Annotated in this window: 15 protein-coding genes and 1 pseudogene; 9 read left to right on the top strand and 7 right to left on the bottom strand. The window is 57.1% G+C overall.

Translation table 11 applies throughout. From position 1 onward, the window contains the following. Window positions 1–173: 173 nt before the first annotated feature. The 3 genes and pseudogenes from WH91_RS02235 to WH91_RS02225 all read left to right on the top strand — a co-directional run bounded on the left by WH91_RS02235 (window position 174) and on the right by WH91_RS02225 (window position 3,643). Window positions 174–785, top strand: coding sequence for a hypothetical protein (locus tag WH91_RS02235; protein ID WP_046169391.1), 612 nt, complete (start codon window positions 174–176; stop codon window positions 783–785). A gap of 511 nt (window positions 786–1,296) precedes the next feature. Continuing rightward, a pseudogene (locus WH91_RS25190) lies at window positions 1,297–1,611 on the top strand (integrase core domain-containing protein); the annotation flags it as partial. 166 nt (window positions 1,612–1,777) lie between these two features. After that, the gene (locus WH91_RS02225; RefSeq protein ID WP_046169389.1) at window positions 1,778–3,643 is read left to right on the top strand and encodes a polysaccharide biosynthesis protein; all 1,866 of its coding nucleotides are present in this window, start codon (window positions 1,778–1,780) and stop codon (window positions 3,641–3,643) included. A gap of 22 nt (window positions 3,644–3,665) precedes the next feature. On the opposite strand, the gene WH91_RS22335 is transcribed toward WH91_RS02225, so the two are convergent. Then, window positions 3,666–4,364 carry a class I SAM-dependent methyltransferase gene (locus WH91_RS22335; protein ID WP_052952535.1) on the bottom strand — a complete coding sequence of 233 codons (699 nt, stop codon included), beginning with the start codon at window positions 4,362–4,364 and terminating at the stop codon, window positions 3,666–3,668. After that, window positions 4,354–5,292, bottom strand: coding sequence for a glycosyltransferase family 2 protein (locus tag WH91_RS22330; protein ID WP_052952534.1), 939 nt, complete (start codon window positions 5,290–5,292; stop codon window positions 4,354–4,356). Before WH91_RS22330 ends, WH91_RS22335 begins: the two co-directional genes overlap by 11 nt. Window positions 5,293–5,424: 132 nt before the next feature. Here WH91_RS22330 and WH91_RS02210 point away from each other — a divergent pair, with 132 nt between their 5' ends. From WH91_RS02210 to WH91_RS02195, 4 genes are all read left to right on the top strand, one after another. After that, window positions 5,425–7,590, top strand: a complete 2,166-nt coding sequence (locus WH91_RS02210) for a hypothetical protein (RefSeq protein ID WP_046169388.1) — start codon at window positions 5,425–5,427, stop codon at window positions 7,588–7,590. Window positions 7,591–7,593: 3 nt separating this feature from the next. Further along, window positions 7,594–9,474 (top strand): asparagine synthase (glutamine-hydrolyzing), encoded by a 1,881-nt coding sequence (asnB, locus tag WH91_RS02205; RefSeq protein WP_074797845.1) that lies wholly within the window; start codon window positions 7,594–7,596, stop codon window positions 9,472–9,474. A gap of 78 nt (window positions 9,475–9,552) precedes the next feature. Continuing rightward, window positions 9,553–10,140, top strand: a complete 588-nt coding sequence (locus tag WH91_RS02200; protein WP_143078273.1) for a sugar transferase — start codon at window positions 9,553–9,555, stop codon at window positions 10,138–10,140. A 204-nt stretch (window positions 10,141–10,344) separates the two neighbouring features. Further along, complete coding sequence (locus WH91_RS02195) at window positions 10,345–11,520, top strand: DegT/DnrJ/EryC1/StrS family aminotransferase (protein WP_046169386.1); 1,176 nt, start codon at window positions 10,345–10,347, stop codon at window positions 11,518–11,520. Between the two features lie 21 nt (window positions 11,521–11,541). On the opposite strand, the gene WH91_RS02190 is transcribed toward WH91_RS02195, so the two are convergent. From WH91_RS02190 to WH91_RS02170, 5 genes are read right to left on the bottom strand one after another with little or no spacing between them, the layout of a single operon-like run. Further along, window positions 11,542–11,907: an EamA family transporter gene (locus WH91_RS02190; protein WP_143078274.1), complete on the bottom strand. Its 366-nt coding sequence runs from the start codon at window positions 11,905–11,907 to the stop codon at window positions 11,542–11,544. A gap of 51 nt (window positions 11,908–11,958) precedes the next feature. Next, window positions 11,959–13,392 (bottom strand): polysaccharide biosynthesis protein, encoded by a 1,434-nt coding sequence (locus WH91_RS02185; protein WP_046169384.1) that lies wholly within the window; start codon window positions 13,390–13,392, stop codon window positions 11,959–11,961. 36 nt (window positions 13,393–13,428) lie between these two features. Continuing rightward, a complete protein-coding gene (gene asnB / locus WH91_RS02180) occupies window positions 13,429–15,387 on the bottom strand; it encodes an asparagine synthase (glutamine-hydrolyzing) (protein WP_046169383.1) in 1,959 nt (652 codons plus the stop codon). 37 nt (window positions 15,388–15,424) lie between these two features. Next, complete coding sequence (locus WH91_RS02175; protein WP_046169382.1) at window positions 15,425–16,561, bottom strand: glycosyltransferase family 4 protein; 1,137 nt, start codon at window positions 16,559–16,561, stop codon at window positions 15,425–15,427. After that, on the bottom strand, window positions 16,561–17,592 hold the full coding sequence (locus tag WH91_RS02170) for an SDR family NAD(P)-dependent oxidoreductase (RefSeq protein ID WP_046169381.1): 1,032 nt from the start codon (window positions 17,590–17,592) through the stop codon (window positions 16,561–16,563). Before WH91_RS02170 ends, WH91_RS02175 begins: the two co-directional genes overlap by 1 nt. Window positions 17,593–17,814: 222 nt before the next feature. Between WH91_RS02170 and WH91_RS02165 the strand changes: the two genes are divergently transcribed. Continuing rightward, window positions 17,815–19,116, top strand: coding sequence for a nucleotide sugar dehydrogenase (locus WH91_RS02165; RefSeq protein ID WP_082101945.1), 1,302 nt, complete (start codon window positions 17,815–17,817; stop codon window positions 19,114–19,116). A gap of 303 nt (window positions 19,117–19,419) precedes the next feature. Next, a partial coding sequence (locus WH91_RS02160; protein ID WP_046169380.1) for a helix-turn-helix domain-containing protein occupies window positions 19,420–19,702 on the top strand: 283 nt, incomplete at its 3' end.

The raw sequence follows: 19,702 nt of genomic DNA, 5'->3' as shown, positions 1-19,702 counted from the left end.
GCGACGGGATCTGCCGCTCCGCTCAATGACCAGCTCTGCGCCAGCCCCCGTAGCTCACCCCGGCCAGATCGGCCAAAACAACCGCCCGAGTCTCCTTCAGGCTGGATAGAAGTTGGGGGCAACGTCAAAGCCATCAGGCTTTTTGCGACCTTCATCTCACCACCGGCGGGCGGATGTTTGCAATTGATGACGCGTCTGTTGCTGCGTCCATCCGCTCAAAGACCTTCCAGCTGCAGGAGCTCAGCATTACGCCGCGGCTGACGAAAGATCGACCCATCCATAATGTGTGGACGAAGAAAATCGCCGGCACGGACATCGTGCTGATGAACCCCTCGCAGCGAAAGAATGAGGGTGAGCGTACGTATCGTCGGGCGCTTGCCATAAGCGTAAACGCTAATTTTGGCGCGGAGCGGCAAGCTATTCGCGAAGCCGCAAAATTGGGCCATGGACTGATCAATGTCCGACTTTGCTGGAACCGCATATCGCAGTTTATCCGCGGGCCAGGCGACGAGGCGGCGATTTGGAATGACCTGGGCGTGGTGCTAAACTTTTTGGCTCAGGTGGAGGTTTACGTTGCCGCTGTGCGAGAACAGCGTCCAGCAGACCAGCAGGAGCTGCAGCAACGGCTGGAAGCCTTAATGGCTTCGCGAAATGGGCTACACTGGGCAACTGCCACGCCGACAGTGTCGACTTCGATCGAAACCAGTGTCCGTTCCGACAGACCAGTGCCTTGGCTATCGAAGACCAAGATCAGGGTTAGTCGACGATGGAAACATCTGAGCTGATCGGCATTAGCAAGCCGTTGCAGATGCAATTCGGATTCAAGTATGCCCGTCGCGCGGGATGAATCTTTAGAGCCACGCGGCAAATACCAAGGTCTAGAACGAGCGAAACAATGAGGGTCAATCCGGGCAGAGAACCGCCGTTTTGAATGGGCAAGGCAAGAGGGGGACAATATTGCTGCTAGGGGCAATTGCGACCCTACCGTTCGTGGGCGTTATCGCACACCCTGAAGACATGGGCTTCCGCGGGACCAAGTACAGCTGATCACGCGGCAAACGGCAGCTTGGATCGAAGAACTCAACTTTACGCGGCAGAGCTGGACCCCAATCCCACAAGGCCAAGTTGCGATCGTCGGCATCTGCACCCGGCGCAAAAATGGGCAGGACAATGCCGCCGACGCCGCGAGGGACGAGTTGATCATCGATTGACCATGAGGCGGGCCGATCTCTATTGGCGGGGCGGTTGCCCATACGCATGTCCTCGTCCGCAATAGCGAGTGCCGCCCTACCCTACTATCCCCAATCGAGCCGGGGTGACTGGGGCTCCGAGTTCATCTCTAGGACCTTGACCTCTGGGCCCATCAGAAGGGCGTCATCCTGGACTTCAGCAGATTTGGAAAGTCCACCGACAATGCCTTCATCGAGTCTTTCAATGGCAAGTACCGGGCCGAGTTCCTGAACGCGCGCTGGTTCGTCAAACTTGACCACGCCCGGGCCAAGATGGAGGAATGGCATAGAGACTACACTAAAGTTCGTCCCCATAGCGCCTTCCGACAACAAGATGCTGTTATCGCTGATAAACTGCTCAGCCGCAGCCGGCCCAACCTGAGCAGAAGCGCGGAGAATTGCCCGTTCGAGCGGTCCAAACTTCGGGGGCAGGTCAATACCAATCCAAACGTGGCAGCGAAATTTGAGGCTTTATCGTGTGCCAGCGTATCTTTATTGCTACGTCGCAGAACGAGCTTCTCGCTTCGTTTCGTCGGAAATCACAACATATGTACAAAAAGCTTCGATCGGCACTTGCAAACCTCCCTCGTGTTTGGAAGCGCGTTATTCTGATCGCATTTGATATTATAGGTCTGTCGCTCGCGCTTTGGGCAAGCTATGCCCTGAGGTATGGCGCATGGGTTTTTCCGAATACGCTGGATCAGGCCGCCATTATCCTAACCGGCCCCCTGATAGCTATTCCGGTATTTGTGCGCATGGGCCTGTACAGGGCGGTTATCCGCTACCTGCCAGAGCGCGCCATCTGGACCATTCTTCAGGCGATGACCATCGCTACTGTCTGTTGGGTGGTGCTGGTCTTTCTTTCCGAAATGTCTGGGCGCGGCGTCGTGCCGCGTTCCGTGCCAGTTCTGTACTGGGCCCTTGGGACGGTCCTAATCGGCGGTAGTCGGTTCGCCGCCAAAAAATTCCTTTGGGTCAGCAATGGCATGCGCTCTTCTGATCATCCGGTCGCCATCTATGGGGCCGGCGAAGCGGGTGCCCAATTGGCTATGGCACTACGGCGTCAGGGCAACAAGTTTATCGTCGGCTTCATCGATGACAGTCGTGCGTTGCAAGGCCGAGACGTAGCAGGTTTGCGCGTGTTCCCACCGTCGGATTTGTATATTCTTGTCGAGCAGTATGGAGTTAGTGAAGTAATCCTTTCAATTCCGTCGCTTAACGCGATCCGTCAAAAAGAAATCGTAGCCAAAATAAGCGGCCAGGGAGTGAAGATAAGAACTCTTCCTCACATTGCTGATCTTGTGAGCGGAAAGTACCTCGTCAATCAAATTCGAGAAATTGATATCGATGAATTGCTCGGGCGGTCATCAGTCCCCGCCGATACCCAACTCGTTCGAGAGATGGTCAAGGGAAAGACCATCATGGTCACCGGCGCCGGCGGTTCCATCGGGTCTGAACTCTGTCGGTTGATTGTCAAGTGGGCACCCCAGCGTCTGGTTCTTTTCGAGGCAAACGAATTTGCGCTTTATCAGATCGAGCGCGAACTTTCCGCGGTGCGAGACCGCTCAATCGTACCCATACTTGGCTCAATCGTGGACAAGGTGCGGGTGGAACATGCGATCAACAGTTACGGCGTGCAAGTCGTGTTTCACGCCGCAGCGCATAAACATGTGCCATTGGTTGAAGTAAACGCCCTAGAAGGCATCCGCAACAACGTGCTTGGCTCGCTGAACGTGGCCGATGCGGCATTCAACAATGGCGTTGAGAGTTTCGTGCTCATATCTTCGGATAAGGCTGTGCGCCCCACCAACGTCATGGGTGCCACCAAGCGTTGGGCCGAACTGATTGTCAGGCAGAAATCCATCGAAGCCTTGGCAAAGGGGACGGGGCAGCGCTTTTGTGCGGTCCGCTTCGGCAATGTTCTGGGATCGAATGGCTCTGTGGTTCCATTGTTTAAGGAGCAGATCGCCAAAGGCGGGCCTGTTACACTAACCGATCCTGAAATGACGCGCTATTTTATGTCCATCCATGAGGCCGCTGAATTGATCGTTCAGGCGGGGGCGCTGTCCCAAGGCGGCGATGTATTCCTGCTCGAGATGGGAAGCCCGATTTTGATCCGCGACCTGGCGGAGAACATGATTCGCCTTGCCGGCTTCTCGGTGCGAGATGATGAAAGCCCGAGCGGGGACATTGAGATTGTTGTGACTGGAAAACGTCCAGGCGAGAAGATGTACGAGGAGTTGTTCTACGACGAAACCAGTGCCAATTCCACGCGGCATCCCAAGATCTTGCGCGCTGCTAGCAGCGACGCAACGCACAAAGACCTAGAAGTTGCGTTGCGCAGTCTGATTGCCGCTCTGGACGCGCAAAGTGAGCGCGATGCGCGTCATATTCTGTTCGATTTCATAAAGTAGTCCCGTCCCGTGGTTGGGCCCGTCACACTGGACGTCGCGCCAACCACATGCGGTTCAGACCGTAGACAAATTTTGTAACGTCGATGTCGACGAAGCCAGCGTTCTCTATCAGAGAGTCTACGTCCGAGGGGCGCATACCCATCACTTCGCCGTCGGCGATGTCGCGGTGCTTGTCCTCGCTGTACCACCATATTGCATGCCCTACGGTCCCGATGATATACCCGATCATCGTGATAATCAGCAGTCCACCAGGGCGCAACACGCGTAGAGCCTCGGCGAGGGCCTGTCTCCGCTCAGGGATGTGGTTAAGGCAGGCAATGAACGTAACTGTATCGAAGGTGCCGTCTTCATATGGCAGCGAGGTGCAACCGGGCACAATTGTGCAGCCGCCGCCCCAATCAACGACATCAACGCCCTCGCTAGCCATAGCCTTGTCTGACTGGCAAGTGTCTCGGGAATTTTCACGGTGCAGCTTTACCAACATGTTATCGCCAGCGCCCACATCGAGGCACTTTCCCTCGATCGCCTTCAGCACGACGCCTAGTCGCTCCGCGCGCAATGACGTTAGGTGCCACCGCTCGCTGACATGGTCGGGAAGAACGACCATGCGTAAAGGCGCGCCGATGAAATCATAGATCGACTGCAAGGTCGGTTTAGGACGGTGTAAGGCCCACTCCGGCGGCGCGCCTACGAACATTTCCAAGCTCTGTTCATTTTGCATTATCTGCTCCTTGCGCGGAGGGGGCACCGGCTTCGGCTACAAGTCTTGCAGTTTGCATCTGTGGAAGCTGGGATAGACGCAATTGGCTGATCTGGTCTGCTATGAGGCCCAATATTATCAAGAGCATACCGAGAACGACCGTAAGTAGTCCGGCAGCCGGAATGCCCAGCCTGACCCAAGCTGCAACAATCGCGCTGTACGCAGTTCCGAGGACAATGAGGCCAATCCCGCCAGTCAAGAACACGCGCATGGGTGCAAAGAGCAGTACCGAACGCACAAGCATGAAAATCGCTTCAACGCCGTCGCGCAGGCGAACCGTAGACTGCCCAATCCGCTCGTTTACCGATATTGCTTCAAACGAAATCGGGTAACGGCGCTCTACCATAATCAGCGTCGTCACGAGGCTGGCGCTGAAACGGTCCGGTACAAGCGGCAAATAGCGAAGGATGACATCGCGCCGAAAGACCCTCAAACCGCAGTTCAGGTCCGAACCTGCATTGATCTTGAGGCCTTTGCCGACAAGCCTTATCAACCACTTTCCGGCGCCACGCACCATTGATACCGAGCGCTGCCTTTGGCCAATCACCGCGACGAGATCTTTCGACTGCACCAACTCCACCATGCGCATGAGATCTTCGACGCGGTGCTCATTATCAGCGTCGAACCAAGCGACGTAGTCGCGGCTGGCATGTTGCATTCCGGTCTTCAACGACGCACCCTGTCCCTGATTGAACGCGTGTCGGATGACCTTCACGCCGTGATCGACCCCGACCTGAGAAGTCGCGTCAGTTGAACAGTCATCGACTACGATGATCTCCGCGCCGCGCAATTGCGACAAAAGGCCTTCCAAGGTAACGCCCAGGCCCGCTTGCTCGTTAAAAGCCGGAACGACAACGCTCAGGTTTTGCCAACGCCTATTTTGTTCCATCCAGGGCGGCTACTTTTTTTGAGTGCGCATGCATATGTCGCACGGTGGCGTGCGATGATTGCCTCATAGCGTTATATTGAGTGGTTGCAAATTCGATTCCTGAAATTTTAGGTAATCGACGGACAATCGTTATTGGAAGTATCGGATTCGGATTTGCCTGTGATTTTCACAATTCAGCGCTTGACGTTTGCCATTGCATCGATCGCGGCCGTCATTTTTCTTGTGGCACTGCTTGGTGCGCTAGTGTGGGAACAGAGTGGCCCTACACTGTCATCGGACATTTCTGCCGAGACAATTCAGCCCTTGGATGAGCACGCCTTCGCCGTCGTTTTGCCGGTGATGCCGTGGGTTTGGGGTGGTTGGGGAAGACATCCTGCGGTGTTGTTGGAAGATAGCTTGCCACTGGCGGCTCCCGATTCGCTCCAAGGCGACGTGGTGCTTTTGGGAGCCGGAAGGTATCTCAATCCCAGGCCTGCGGAACTCTACTTTTCTACTAGCGACAATTCCGATCCACGGACAAATGGGCGGACATATACGATCCAGAGGCTCCCTGGCGCGCCGCTCTCCTTGTTCGGGATATTGCTGGCCGGCCTGGCTTTTTTTGTCACCCTTGTCCTTCGTCCAGTTTTTGCGAGGGCAGGTCAGGTTCTGCCGGCAGTCTTGCCGTATTTAATTTTCGTGCTGGTTGCGATCGGCTGGACTCTGGTGGTGGTTTCTCCGGAACCTCAAATCATTCCGAATGGCGATGGCGGAAATGTAGCGTCAATTGTCGCGGCGCAATTGCACCCCGATCGTTTTGCCGAGGATCGGGTATTTTCTAGGCCGCAGAATTTTCAGTTCTATATAACCGCCATGATTCCAGCTGTGGCAGGACTTACTCTTCTGACCGGGGATATCGGCACCTCTTACATGATGATGAGTATGCCACTTATTCTCCTGCAGTTGGTCGGCTTTTATCTACTCGGGCGTGAACTGTTCGGTGGCAGGCTTTGGCCGGTCGTTCTTGCGCTTATATCAATACCGCCGGTCTATGTATTTTCCGGAGAACTTTGGGGGATGTTAGCCTCCGCACTCACCCGCTCGGCATTTGCCGCAGTCTTCCCGTTTCTGCTTCTTGCTGGATTTCGGGCTTCCCGATCCTGGCACGTGATTCCGATCATGCTGGCCTGTGGCGCCACCATCTATATCCACCCTGTCAGCGCACCATCGGTTGCGCTTGGCATCTTCGTCATGTTGTTTGCTGCCAAGCCACCAATGACCACTTGGCCCCGGCATACTCTGTGGACATTTGCGGGAGGGTGCGTGTTTCTCTTGAGCATAATCCCGTTTGCCCTGACTTCGGTGAGATCTGCGACAGGGGCCGGAGCCAGCCAGCTCGAAGTTGCCAAAACACTCGCCGATACGCTGCGCGCCAATGTGGGCGATCAATACTACAGTGCCGTGCTCGCCATCCGGCAGTTTGCCGAAACCATCATGGGGACCGGCCTTTCGTGGGTATCGGCCCTCTGGGTACTAGGCGCGGCGGCACCTATCGTGTTGTGGTGGCAATATCGCGAACAACGCTCGCTTGGGCTTGTGTTCTTCGCGCTTGGCCTGGGCCTAGGATCGTTTGGCGTAGCGCTAGCTGACCAAAGCCTTGCTCAACTGAGAGGTGTCGAACCCTATCAAATCGATCTCATTCGAAACATCAGGTTCTTTGTTCCCCTGCTTCTAATCGCGCTGGTCTGGTGGGCGGCGAAGGCGAGTTCATCAACGCGTCCCGTACCTTCCGCCCTGGTGCCTGCGTTTGGGGTGGCGGTCCTTATCGGCTGGTGGATGCACTTCCCCACTCCGTTTGTCTCCTATGCGCGAGAGACACTTTTGCGGTCACCAACCGTCGGCTTTGCACCAGGAGAAGACGAGCGGCGCGTTATCGGCTATATCGCAACGCTCCCCCCAAGCAGCCGAGTGCTACCACTACCCCACAAATCCAATTCCGAAGAGGTTGGCAATGTCGCTCTCGCCATACGGTACGCGGCACTTCAACCGATAGCTTACCTCTTCAAGGACATGAACTTTCTAACCTATTCGGCGAGCTCCGAACTTCAGTCTTGGAGCGTCGCCACGCGCGAGCTTGACAACGCTGCCACCGATCTTACAGGCACAGCGCTCAGATCGGCGATTGAATTGACCAATGCAAACTACCTCCTGATCCACGATTCCGCCTCACCGGCTCTGAAAAAATCAGCTGGTCAACTTGGGGACGACCCGATCACATTCGGCGCGTGGACCTTGGTTCCCATTCGAAAGGGCCTGTAGACTATGTGTGGAATTGCCGGGCTGGTTTCATGGAACGGCGCATCCGACAGGGCGGTCGTTCAGAGGATGACTGACGCGTTGGCACATCGAGGTCCCGATGGCGCCGGTGTTGCCTCGCTTACGCATGCCGTTTTCGGCCATCGTCGATTGGCAATTCGCGACCTGTCCGAGGATGGTCACCAGCCGATGTTCGATCAGGCTGGCGACGTGATGGTGACTTTCAATGGCGAGATCTACAACGACGAGGCACTGCGCAGGCAGATAGAGCAAGAGTCCGGCTACAGGTTCAAATCCCGGTGCGACACAGAGATATTGCCGATCGGCTGGAAGCTATGGGGCGAGAGCCTCTTCGCGCGGCTCGAGGGCATGTTCGCCATCGCCCTGTGGGACAGGACTGCCAATACGCTTGTTCTTGCCCGTGATCCTATTGGGATCAAGCCGCTTTACTACGCCCAGAGCGGGGATGCAGTCCTCTTCAGCAGTGAGCTGAAGGGCATATTAGTCTCGGGGCGTTTGCCCGGTGCAATCGACCCGCTCGCATTCCACACCTATCTTGCAACGGGCTATCCGGACCCAGACCAAAGTCTTGTTGCAGGCGTAAAGCAGTTATTGCCGGGGACCTATCGGGTTGTCACCGAACGCGATGCCTGGACAGAAACATATTGGCGGCCCGCGCGCCCCAGCCGGATCGTTGATGGGCAGCAAGCTCTGGACCAGTTGGCCGATGTATTGTCGGCGACCTGCGAGAAGCTGTTGGTCTCCGATGTGCCCGTCGGCCTGATGCTGAGCAGCGGCATCGACAGCGGCATACTTTCCATGCTCGTTCCCGGAGCCAACATTCCGGCATTCACTGCCCGTTTCAGCGATGCGACATTCGATGAGGGTGCGGGGGCACAAGTGCTGGCCAGCCAGGGAGGCCACCCATGGCACCCCCTCGTCGTCGACAGGCAATTCGATATTGAAGCCGATTTCCGGGCGGTAGCTTTGGCCGTTGATGGTGAGCTCGCAGATTCGAGCGCCTTGGCGCACTACATGATATGCCGTTCCATCAGGGGGCATGTCACGGTTGCCTTGGCGGGGGATGGTGCAGACGAATTTTTCGGCGGCTATGACACCTATGCAGCCACTCTTCTGGCGTCATATCTGGGAGGGCCGCTGACACGGGGCCCCGCAGGCCTTGCCGGCGAACTTTTCGCGAAAATGTCGGCGACGCACGAGGGACGAACCGGCCCACTACAATTTCTGTCGAGGTTCGGTGCCGGCCTCGCCGCACCCGAGGGCGCTCATCATGCGGAGTGGCGCAGGCTCGCGCCCCGCTCCTTGCTCGACCGGCTATATGGTGACGCCTTGGCGCCGATGCTGCGTCTCGATCCGCTCGCGGGCTACCGCGCCGCCTATCGGGATGCCCCCGGCGCGGTGCTCGACAAGGCGCTGCTCTCCGATCAGACCTATTACTTGCCTGGCGACATGCTAGCTAAGGTCGACCGAATGAGCATGGCGCACGGCCTCGAAATCCGCGTGCCGTTTCTGGAACGTCCGGTCATGGAACTTGCCGGCGACATCTCGGTGGACCTGCTAGTGTCCGCCGCGGGCAAGAAGAAAGCGATCCTGCGGGACTTGGCGGCGGCTCTGGGAATAAAATCTGACCTCGTCAAGCAAAAGAAGCGCGGGTTCAACGTACCGGTTGCCCGGATGCTCCGCACCGATCTAGTTCTACTTGCGAGGCGTTTTTTCGAGGCCGATGCAGACATATTTTCCCCACTGCTCAAACCCGATGCCGTGCGCGGGATTTGGAAAGAGCATGAGGCGAGAAAAGCGAACCATGGCTATGTATTATGGGCGCTGCTAATTCATGCCGTCTGGCGCGAAGCACATCCATCCTGATGTCTCGTGTGCGTGTAATTTGCCAGTGTGGCACCCGTGCGCCACTCGAATTGACGGTAGTCTTGGAAGATGGATCCGATGATCAAGCGTATATTCGATGTTTCGACAGCGGCAGCCGTCTTGACCGTTTTTTCGTCGGTCCTGCTGATCGTGGCTATCGCCGTGGCAATCAAGCTCGGCCGACCGGTAATCTTCAAGCAGGCCCGACCCGGACTGAACGGGCGCCCATTCAGGATGCTCAAGTTCCGGTCCATGGCCGATGAGAAAGATCCCCACGGGAACTTGTTGTCCGATGCCGTCCGGCTGACCAAGTTTGGCAAGATGCTGCGGGCAACGAGCCTAGATGAGTTGCCAGGCCTCTGGAACGTCTTTTGTGGGCAGATGAGTCTGGTCGGCCCTCGACCACTGCTTATGGAGTATCTGCCGCTATATTCTACTGAACAGGCGCGCCGGCACGAGGTTCGCCCGGGCCTGACCGGGTGGGCCCAGGTCAACGGTAGGAACGCCTTGTCGTGGGACGAGAAGTTCGCCCTCGACGTCTGGTATGTCGACAACCAATCCTTCTGGCTGGACATCAGGATCTTGGGTATGACCGTCGCCAAGGTTTTGCGGCGCGACGGCATAACCGCCGAGGGTTCGGCGACAGCAGAGAAATTCAGAGGATGAGGTTGGGCGCTGCATAGCGACGTGCCAGCTGGAGCCTGCTCTTTCGTACCTCTTGCCGGACTTGGCTTGCACGCGGGAGCGTGGTAGTGCTCCGATCAATGGTCGGTTCACAAAATCATCGGCCTCGATGCTTCGAAACGGCCCGTTCTTAAGTTACCCAAAGCGACGGGAATCCGGCGCCAGGCCGATAGGCAAGAGCCACTAATGCTAAATACTCCATTCTCGCCCTGGCCCAGTTTCGACGCTGACGAGATTGCGTCGGTGGGCGCCGTCCTCGCATCGAACAAGGTAAACTACTGGACAGGCGATCTTTGCCGGCAATTCGAGACGAAGTTCGCGTCCTGGGCGGGCGCGGAGTTCGCGGTTGCCCTGATGAATGGGACGGTGGCGCTTGATCTCGCGCTGATAGCCTTGGGCATAGGGCCCGGCGACGAGGTCATCGTTGCGCCTCGCACGTTCATCGCATCGGTTTCGACCGTCGTCACTCTGGGTGCAGTGCCGGTTTTCGCCGACGTTGATCGCGACAGTCAAAATATCTCGGCGGAGACAATTGCAAAGGTTTTAACGCCGAGGACCAAGGCCATCATCTGCGTTCACCTTGGCGGTATGCCTTGTGACATGGACCCGATCATGGAACTTGCGCGCGCTCGCGGCCTCAAGGTTATCGAAGATTGTGCTCAGGCCCATGGCGCGCTCTATAAGGGGCGCAGTGTTGGCTCGATCGGCGACATCGGGGCGTGGTCCTTCTGTCAGGACAAGATCATGACGACCGGCGGAGAGGGCGGCATGGTCACGACAAACGACCGTGCGTTGTGGTCGGCCATGTGGTCCTACAAAGACCACGGCAAGAGCTGGGAAGCCGTTTACCAGCGCTCTCATCCCCCTGGGTACCGCTGGCTCCACGATTCTTTCGGAACAAATTGGCGGATGCTTGAAATGCAAGCCGCAATCGGTTTGCTCCAACTCGAGAAGATGCCGGACTGGACGGCAGCACGGGCACACAATGCAGCCGCGCTCGCCTTGGCATGCCGACGGCACGGTGGGCTGCGCGTCCCTCAGTCCTCCAACACCTTCAATCACGCCAATTACCGATTTTACGCGTTCATCGAGGAGGAACACCTCGCCATGGGATGGACACGCGATCGTATCATTGCGGAAATTGTCGCACGGGGCGTTCCGTGCTTTCAGGGGTCCGCATCGGAAGTGTACCTGGAAAAGGCCTTCGAGGGCACCGGTTGGCGGCCGCAGGTGCGGTTGCCCGTTGCCAAGGAACTCGGCGAAACAAGCGTGGCTTTCCTCGTCCATCCGACGCTGACCGAGGCTGAGATCGAAAAGACCTGTTCGGTGATCGACGCCGTTATGGTGCTGGCGAAGGCCTGAACGGCGTTCCTTACGAGTGGATCAGGACGTCTGAACCAATAGCAAACCGACCAGTACCAAGCCGATGCCGACGCCGAACTTGGGCGACAGTGCCTCCCCGAACACGAAATATGCCAAAATCGGCACCAGAGCGGCACCAAGCAATGAAAACGGATAGGCGCGGCTAAGGGGTATCTGCGTAAGGACCCAAATCCACATACCCGCCGTGAGTAGGTAGAGCAGCAGTGCGGCCATCAACCAGGGCGACAGCGCCATGGCCCACAAGGGCTGTCCAATCTTCCCCTGAATGTCAGAAGCCGCAAACTTGAACAGTACTTGCCCCACCGCGAGCAAGGCGGCAAAAAAGCAGCAAATGACGATCTGTATAAATGTCACCATTTTATCCAATCTCTTGATGCTGTCTGGCAGGCAAACTTTGCCGGTTTCGGCGTTGATTGCTCATGCAGCGTCCGCCACGTCTGACGTCTTGGCGGCCCTGTAAAAGCCGAAGAGGACGGTCAACGTTGCCAGGCCACTTCCTGTCATGAGTGCAAAGCTCAGCCAGAAAATGTAGACGTTGGGCAGGAGCGTGTACGCAGCGATCATTCCGAAAAAAGGAAAGAGTACTGCGGCTATGTCCCTGAGGACGGACGCCCCGGCGTTTATCGATCGAGCCATGATCAGCTTGAGCAGTACAACAAGCACTGTTTGGCCAAGCATCCACCCCCAACCTATTCCCTGCGTTCCCATTTGTGCAGGTGCGAGCAGAAAGAACGCTGCGACGGCGCCTACGCTGATTAGCACAGCAACAAATGTCTGACGACCATGGCCAAGGGCCTGCGTCGCTTCGATCAGAAACCGGCTATACCCAAGCAGGCTGACTGCCGCCGCCACCGCGAAGGCAAAAGGCATCTGGTCGCGGAACATGTTGGCACCCACCAGCAGGGCACCGCTCAGCAGCGTGCATATCGTCGCGAAGTAGGTCAGGTGAAACAGTACCAGTATATCACTCAGCGGGCGGAGGCGACGTTTGGTGGCCTTCGGGTCGTTCCGGCCGTGCTTGGGCAGAAGATATGCAAACAGAACTGTCGGATAAATCGTGGCCACGAACCATATTGCTGCAGTTAGATCGTAGAAGAAGCGATAATTTCCAAGCGCTTCCCTCCCGAGAGAGCGAGCGATGTAGACCGATGGCAGTTCCTGAATGGCCAGCAACGCGAAGGCCGCGCCGAAAAAGGTCCCCAGCATTATGAAAGCACCCATCGTCGGTCGTCCCGTGGGGCGCTCCGCTAGTGCGAAGCGGCGGCGCGTCCACACGAGGGAGACAATACCGAGGACGGCGCCCTTCATGATGATCGCGGCGATAGCCAAGACGATCGAACCTGTTACCAACAAGACCGACCAGGCGAACCCGTGCCGCAACAGCGTCGCGCCAAGCCGCAATATGTAGACGGCACCAAACCTTTTCTCTGTCGCCAGGTGGAAGCTCAGCCTCGTTGACGGGTAGGACAGGAGATGTTCGGCGACAGCGATCGCGGCAATCAGCGATCCGCCGATATGAGATTCGGGATCAGCAGGAAAAAGCAGGTCTCCCGCCAAGATCAGGACCACCGAACCGATCAGGATCGGAACCAAGGCCCAATTCAGGAATTGGACGGCGAGGGCCTGCGCATCTTCCTCGGTGTGACTTGCGCGTGCGGTTTCCGCCACTGCCAGGGATGCTTTCAGCAGGGACATCTCGACTATGAGAAATATCGACATCAGGGCGACATAAATGCCGTACGTGCCGTAGCCTGCGGGTCCTGCTAGGCGAGAATAGATAAATATCGCCCCGACATTGGTCACGAACGATAGGGCGTTGATCCCGTAAAGGCTCAAGAATTTAAGCATCATGAACGCCCGTTACTGTCAGCGTCGTTCAGGGCACGCTCAGGCGGCGTGTGCGCGAAAGGCATCCTGGTACCGCCGACGCCAAGCTTGGAGCATCAGTACGTTCCACAGGAAATGGTGAAGATGACCCTTTCCCGCGTAGAATGCGTCGCGTGCTTCCTGGACCGTCGCCGCGTGCCTCGGGTTGGATTGCTGGAAGGCTGCTAGATTGGCCTCTGCCCATCCGCGCAGCGGACCTTTCAGCCAGCTCTCGATTGGCACGCCGAAACCGGCTTTGGGTCGCTCGAACAACTCTGATGGCACGTGTTTGGCCAGAATATTGCGCAAGACGCTTTTGGTCTGCCCGCCCTTGATCTTTTCCGAAATCGGAAGGCTCCAGGCTAGGGAAAACAGGTGGTGATCGAGATAGGGAACGCGTGTCTCAAGTGCCACCGACATCGCCGCCCTGTCCACCTTTGCCAGGATATCACCTGGCAAATAGGTCAGTGTGTCCAGCATCATCATGAGTTCTGCCAACGGGTGCCCATCACCCGAGATCTGCGCATAAGTCCGCCCGAACAGTTGCTCCAGCGCCTTTGTCTTCACCAGTCCCTCGTCGCGGCGCACGAGGCTCAGATAGAGGCCAAGATCGCCGTCCGAACGCAGGGCGCCACCGATCTTGTTGAGCTTCTCGCTGGCCAGTCTGACCCGGTTTTCGCCGGCAATTTTTCCGAGGGCGGTGATCAAGCCTGCAAGACGCGGCTGCGCGACGGCTGTAAGAGCATGTCCGACCGGAGCACGCAGGAATGAGGGAACGCCATCACGAACCCGCTCATAGCGCGTTGCCAGCAAATGTCGATTGTAGCCCCCGAAAACTTCGTCGCCACCATCGCCAGAAAGGCAAACGGTCACCGACTTGCGCGCAATAGCTGAAACAAGGCGTGTGGGGAGTTGCGAGGAATCTGCGAACGGCTCGTCATAGGTCTCGGGAAGCTTCTCGACGAGCGAAAGGGCCTCGCTCCAGTCTAGCATAACCTCGGTGTGATCGGTTCCCAGATGTTTGGCGACCGCGCGTGCATAAGGCGCCTCATCGTAGGCTGCATCCTTGAAGCCAATAGTGAAAGTCTTGACGGGCCGATCCGATTGCTTTTGCATCATCGCCACGACAAGCGAGGAATCAATGCCGCCCGACAGGAAGGCTCCAAGTGGAACATCCGCCAGCATCTGATTGCCGATGACCTTGGACAGACGCTCTTCGATCTGTGCGGCAATCTCGGTCTCGGAGGCTCGGGTCCGTACCGCGTTTTCGCGAGCGTCGAGAGCGGCCTGGGGCGCGCTCCAATAGGGTATTGGCTCTGCGCGCCTCGTACCGGCGGTCAGGCGCACGAAGCTTGCGGCAGGAACCTTCCACACATTGGTGAACGGCGTACGCGGCTCTGGGATGTAGCTGAGTGCCAGGAACATATCGGTAGCGTCGTGGTCGTCTATACCGACGAAACCCGGATAGTCTAGGATCGAGCCGAGCTGGGACGAGAAAACGATGCCTTCATTGGTCTCGCCGACGTAGAGGGGTTTCTCGCCAAAGCGGTCTCGAGCCAGCCCCAGTTCACGCTCTTTACGATCCCACAGGCCGAAGGCGAACATGCCGTCCAACCGAGAAAGGGCTATTTCCAGGCCCCATGTTTCGCACGCGGCGAGTAACACCTCGGTATCCGAAGAGCCACGCCAGGTGATCGAAACCTCGTCATCGAGCTGTTTTCTCAGGTCCTTGTAGTTATAGATCTCGCCGTTCAGCACGATAACATATCGTTCCGACTGCGACACCATTGGTTGAGCCCCGCCCGGCGACAGGTCGACAATAGCCAGGCGTGTGTGGCCCAAATGGACACCAGCATCATCGTCCTGGAAGGCGCCGCGCCCATCGGGGCCGCGATGATTAATGCGATCGGTAATGACGTCCAGCGCTCGATGTGGGGCTTGCTTGCCCGGCGCGGTCAGGATTCCGGCAATGCCGCACATGGCAGTTCCTTTCGATCTGGATTGTCATCGGACCACACTATGGAGTGCTGGCAGGCGTCAGACCACAGGCGTCAATAATGGAGTTGGCGACGTCGACAGCACGGTACTTGGTCAGTGCCATATTTCTGCTTGCCGCGCCCATCTTTTCGCGAAGCGCGGCGTCAATAGCAAGCTTGCTCATTGCATCAGCAAGTTCGTTGATCGCCTTGATCGGAACCAGCAGCCCATTCCAGCCGTCGCGCACTGTCTCCCTACACCCCGGCGCATCGGTTGTGATGACCGGTCGTCCCATCGCCATGGCTTCCAAGACGGAGCGAGGGGTACCTTCCCGGTATGACGGAAGGACGTAGATGCTGGATGCGGCTATTGCTGGGCGGACGTCGGCGAGTTCGCCGTGATAGGTCAGGACGCCATCCCTAATGGCGTCTTCAAGCAATCGCGGGTCCAGCGCGGCTGGATTGGGATCCCTGGGCCCCACCAGATGGAAGCGTGACTCAGGATGTCGCGTGGCTGTAATCCGCGCCGCAGCGATAAACTCGGCAATTCCCTTATCCGCTACGAGTCTCGCTATCAGGAGAAAGCTCGGAGTAGGGGCGAGAGGCACAGGTGCGAAATAATCGGTATCAACGCCGGACCCATTTACGATAGCCGTTCTCGCTCCATGTCGTAGTATTCCAGCTTGCTGGAATGCGGCGAGGTCATCTGGGTTCTGGAAAAGCACATTGTGCGCGCGACCAAGGGCGAACCGGTAAAGCAGCCTAGCGGTAACGTTGACGGCACGTCGTTTCATCGAAGGCTGGCCATCCGTGAACGCATAGCCCAAGCCCGTAATGATGGCGCAACGTCTCGGAACGCGTGCGAGTGCAGCAGCCAGGGTTCCGTAGATAACTGGCTTTATCGTGTAGGCCATTACCAGATTTGGCTTTAGGCGCTGGAATGCGCCAGCAAGTTGCCAGAACGTGCGTAGGTCCTGTGACGGCGAAAGACCGGACCGGGCCAAGTCAATGGGCGTGAAAGTAACATTCCGTGCGGCGAGCCAGCCTAACGTGGGCTGATCTGCTGGAGGAGCAATGGCGTGAACCTCATGCCCAGCATCCAGTAGAGCCTCTATGAGCGGTCCGCGGAAATTGACGAGGGAGCTCGCTAACCCCGCGACTACTGCAATCCTAGCCATCACGGAGCGTGGTAGTAAGACAAGTACCACTCCACGAAAGCCTTGATGCCCTCGTCCACCGATGTGGAAGGACAATAGCCCGTCAATGCTTGAAGCAATTCTGCCTTGGCATAGGTCTCGCGCACATCGCCGGGCTGCATGGGCAGCATGTTCTTTTTGGCCTGATGCCCAAGTTCACGTTCGATAACTGATATAAAGTCGAGCAAGCCGACGGGTTTTCCACCACCGATGTTGACGACTCTGTGAGGCGCAGCAGGGGAAAGCGAGTCGACGGCACCCACAACGGGCTGCCCGGCAACTGGTGGAGTATCGATCAGCCGAACGATGCTCTCGATCAAGTCATCGATGTATGTGAAATCACGACGCATATCGCCTTCGCCATATACATCGATGGCCTCATCGTTCAAAATTGCACGAACGAATTTGAACAACGCCATGTCGGGGCGTCCCCAAGGACCATAGACCGTAAAGAAGCGGAAAGCGGTCGTTGGAAGCGACCACAAGTGCGCATAGGAATGCGCCATATTTTCGGTGGCTTTTTTGGTCGCGGCGTACAGCGTGATCGGGTGGTCTGTTCTATCGTTCTCGCCAAAGGGCATGTCTGGATTGGCGCCATAAACTGAGCTTGTTGAAGCAAGCAGGAAGTGATCTGGCTTGTGCTCGCGCACCAATTCCATGACGTTGAAGGTGCCAATCAGGTTCGCTTCAATATATGCGCGCGGATTTTCCAAACTGTATCGCACGCCCGCCTGCGCGGCCAAATGCACAACGACATCAGGCGATGCCTCTGCAAATGTCTGGGACATCGCATCGAAATCTTCCAGCATGATTTCATGGGCTTTGAACGAATTGGACTTGGCAAGCATGGCATGGCGCCGATGTTTGAGCGTCACATCGTAGTATGGCGTCATCCCGTCAACGCTTGTAACCTGCCAGCCGTCAGCAAGCATCCGTTTGGCCAGATTGAAGCCGATGAAACCTGCGCCGCCCGTGATAAGCACCGACCGCTTGCGTGAACCAAGGTCTGTCATAGGAAGATAAGCTTTCTCGATAAGGCGGACGCTGCCTCCTTAGACGAAGTCAATCTTGGTCGCAATCGTGGCATAAATATCGTAGCCCATTGTGGCGGGCGAGCCTGCAAGCCAATCTGTCGAGCTCCCGGGCAGGTAGGGCTGGCATATGCAAGGTTGCCCCCCGCGAGACAATCTTCTAATAGCCTTCAGCAATTGCGGGCTGCCACCAGGGGTAAGAAGTTGACGACTGAAGCATCCATATTGTCTCAGCGCCGGCTGGCAGTTGTCGGCCTTGGTTATGTCGGTTTGCCCGTCGCGGTGACATTCGGCCTCAAGGGCGCCAGCGTTCTTGGCTTTGACATCGACAAAAAGCGCGTAGCAGCGCTGAAGGCAGGCGATGACTGGACTCTCGAAGTCGAACCGGCCGATCTGATTAGTTCCAAGCTCGAAGTCTCGGACGATGTCGCAGACCTGAAACGCGCGGATTTTTTCATCGTAACCGTCCCGACCCCGATCGATTCCGCTCGCCGTCCGGATCTGACTGCCCTCCTAAGCGCATCTAAAAGCGTTGGAAGCGCACTCAAGAAGGGCGACATCGTCGTCTATGAGTCCACCGTCTACCCAGGAGCAACTGAGGAGGACTGCATTCCCGTTCTTGAGAAACAGTCCGGGATGAAGGCAGGGGTAGACTTCTTCGTTGGGTATTCCCCTGAACGTATCAATCCCGGCGACAAAGAGCACCGTTTCGAAAATATCCGGAAGGTTGTTTCCGGCCAGGACAAAGTCACCGCCGAGATTATTGCCGCAGTTTATGGCGCAGTCGTGAAAGCCGGCATTCACATTGCCCCTTCGATCAAGGTCGCCGAGGCTGCAAAAGTCATCGAAAACGCTCAGCGCGATATCAACATCGCGTTTATGAACGAGCTCTCCGAGATATTTCACTTGTTGGGGGTGGACACCTCCGATGTGCTCGCCGCCGCCGCGACGAAGTGGAATTTCCTGAACTTTACGCCGGGTCTGGTTGGCGGACACTGCATTGGCGTCGATCCCTATTATCTGACCTACCGAGCCGAGCGCGAGGGCTATCACCCGCAAGTTATTCTCGCCGGCCGACGTGTAAACGATAGCGCCGGAGAGCGTATTGCGCATGAATGCATCCGCCTGAGCATGGCTGATGGTCGCGCTGTCCGTCGTGTAACTGTATTGGGCGTCACTTTCAAAGAAGACGTTCCCGATATCCGCAACACGCGTGTTATCGACATTGTCCGAGAACTTGAGAAATTTGGAATCGAAGTGCAGATAGCTGACCCGCTTGCGCGGGCGGAAGATTTGATCCACGAGTACGGATACAAGCTTACTGCGTTGAACGATCTCGCCCCGGCGGACGCTATCATTCTTGCAGTTCCCCACCGCGAGTTTGTCGAGGGCGGTTGGGCGTTAATTTCAAGTGCTCTCCATAATGACAAGGGCGTGGTGCTCGACGTCAAAAGCAAGTTGGATCCGGCCCGCAAACCAGAAAACATAACGCTCTGGCGCCTTTGACAGTGTGTGCCCGCTGGGATTGGCCCGTCGGTATGTGTAGCGGACTGCCATCTTCGGCGTTTGATGGACTGTGCTTGGAGCTTGGCGTTCCTTTGCGAAAATAGGACGGCAAATTGTCTTCATCTACTCAGCCTAGCCCCACCTATCGGACATTTGCTGGTGCCGTACTGATGTTTGGTGCGGCGCTCAGCTATGCAGGCGGGTATTGGGCGGCTTATACCAAATCCCTTGGATTCTGACTCACGGGGGATTCCCAAACGAGTTGAAGTCTGATTCAGATTCGCAAACCACGGGAGGTTTGCGATGGCGGCGGCGGTAGGGCTTCGGGTTGATTACAGTGCGGCGAGCCTACGGGCGCTGGCGCGGGCGAGCCGGGATGGCAACCATGTGCGACGCCTGCTGACGATGGCGACGATTTATGAGGGCGGCAGGCGGAGTGAGGCGGCGCGGGTGGGCGGTGTTGGTCTTCAGACCGTGCGGGACTGGGTATTGCGGTTCAACGCCGCCGGCCCTGATGGCTTGGTCGATGGTGTCCCGCCGGGCGGCATTGCGTTGCTGGACGATGCCCAGCGCCGGGCCCTGGCGG

The organism is Devosia psychrophila (genome assembly GCF_000971275.1).
Taxonomy (GTDB): Bacteria; Pseudomonadota; Alphaproteobacteria; order Rhizobiales; family Devosiaceae; genus Devosia; species Devosia psychrophila.
The sequence above is the reverse complement of the archived record's forward strand: the minus strand, read 5'-3'. Positions and strand labels throughout refer to the sequence as shown.

What these genes read in the sequence shown, in the direction of transcription:
- asnB (WP_074797845.1), top strand. Translation starts at nt 7,594, where the DNA reads ATGTGTGGAATTGCCGGGCTGGTTTCATGGAACGGCGCATCCGACAGG.
- WH91_RS02235 (WP_046169391.1), top strand. Translation starts at nt 174, where the DNA reads ATGTTTGCAATTGATGACGCGTCTGTTGCTGCGTCCATCCGCTCAAAG.
- WH91_RS02200 (WP_143078273.1), top strand. Translation starts at nt 9,553, where the DNA reads ATGATCAAGCGTATATTCGATGTTTCGACAGCGGCAGCCGTCTTGACC.
- WH91_RS22330 (WP_052952534.1), bottom strand. Translation starts at nt 5,292, where the DNA reads ATGGAACAAAATAGGCGTTGGCAAAACCTGAGCGTTGTCGTTCCGGCT.
- WH91_RS02175 (WP_046169382.1), bottom strand. Translation starts at nt 16,561, where the DNA reads ATGGCTAGGATTGCAGTAGTCGCGGGGTTAGCGAGCTCCCTCGTCAAT.
- WH91_RS02195 (WP_046169386.1), top strand. Translation starts at nt 10,345, where the DNA reads ATGCTAAATACTCCATTCTCGCCCTGGCCCAGTTTCGACGCTGACGAG.
- WH91_RS02170 (WP_046169381.1), bottom strand. Translation starts at nt 17,592, where the DNA reads ATGACAGACCTTGGTTCACGCAAGCGGTCGGTGCTTATCACGGGCGGC.
- WH91_RS02225 (WP_046169389.1), top strand. Translation starts at nt 1,778, where the DNA reads ATGTACAAAAAGCTTCGATCGGCACTTGCAAACCTCCCTCGTGTTTGG.
- asnB (WP_046169383.1), bottom strand. Translation starts at nt 15,387, where the DNA reads ATGTGCGGCATTGCCGGAATCCTGACCGCGCCGGGCAAGCAAGCCCCA.
- WH91_RS22335 (WP_052952535.1), bottom strand. Translation starts at nt 4,364, where the DNA reads ATGCAAAATGAACAGAGCTTGGAAATGTTCGTAGGCGCGCCGCCGGAG.
- WH91_RS02185 (WP_046169384.1), bottom strand. Translation starts at nt 13,392, where the DNA reads ATGATGCTTAAATTCTTGAGCCTTTACGGGATCAACGCCCTATCGTTC.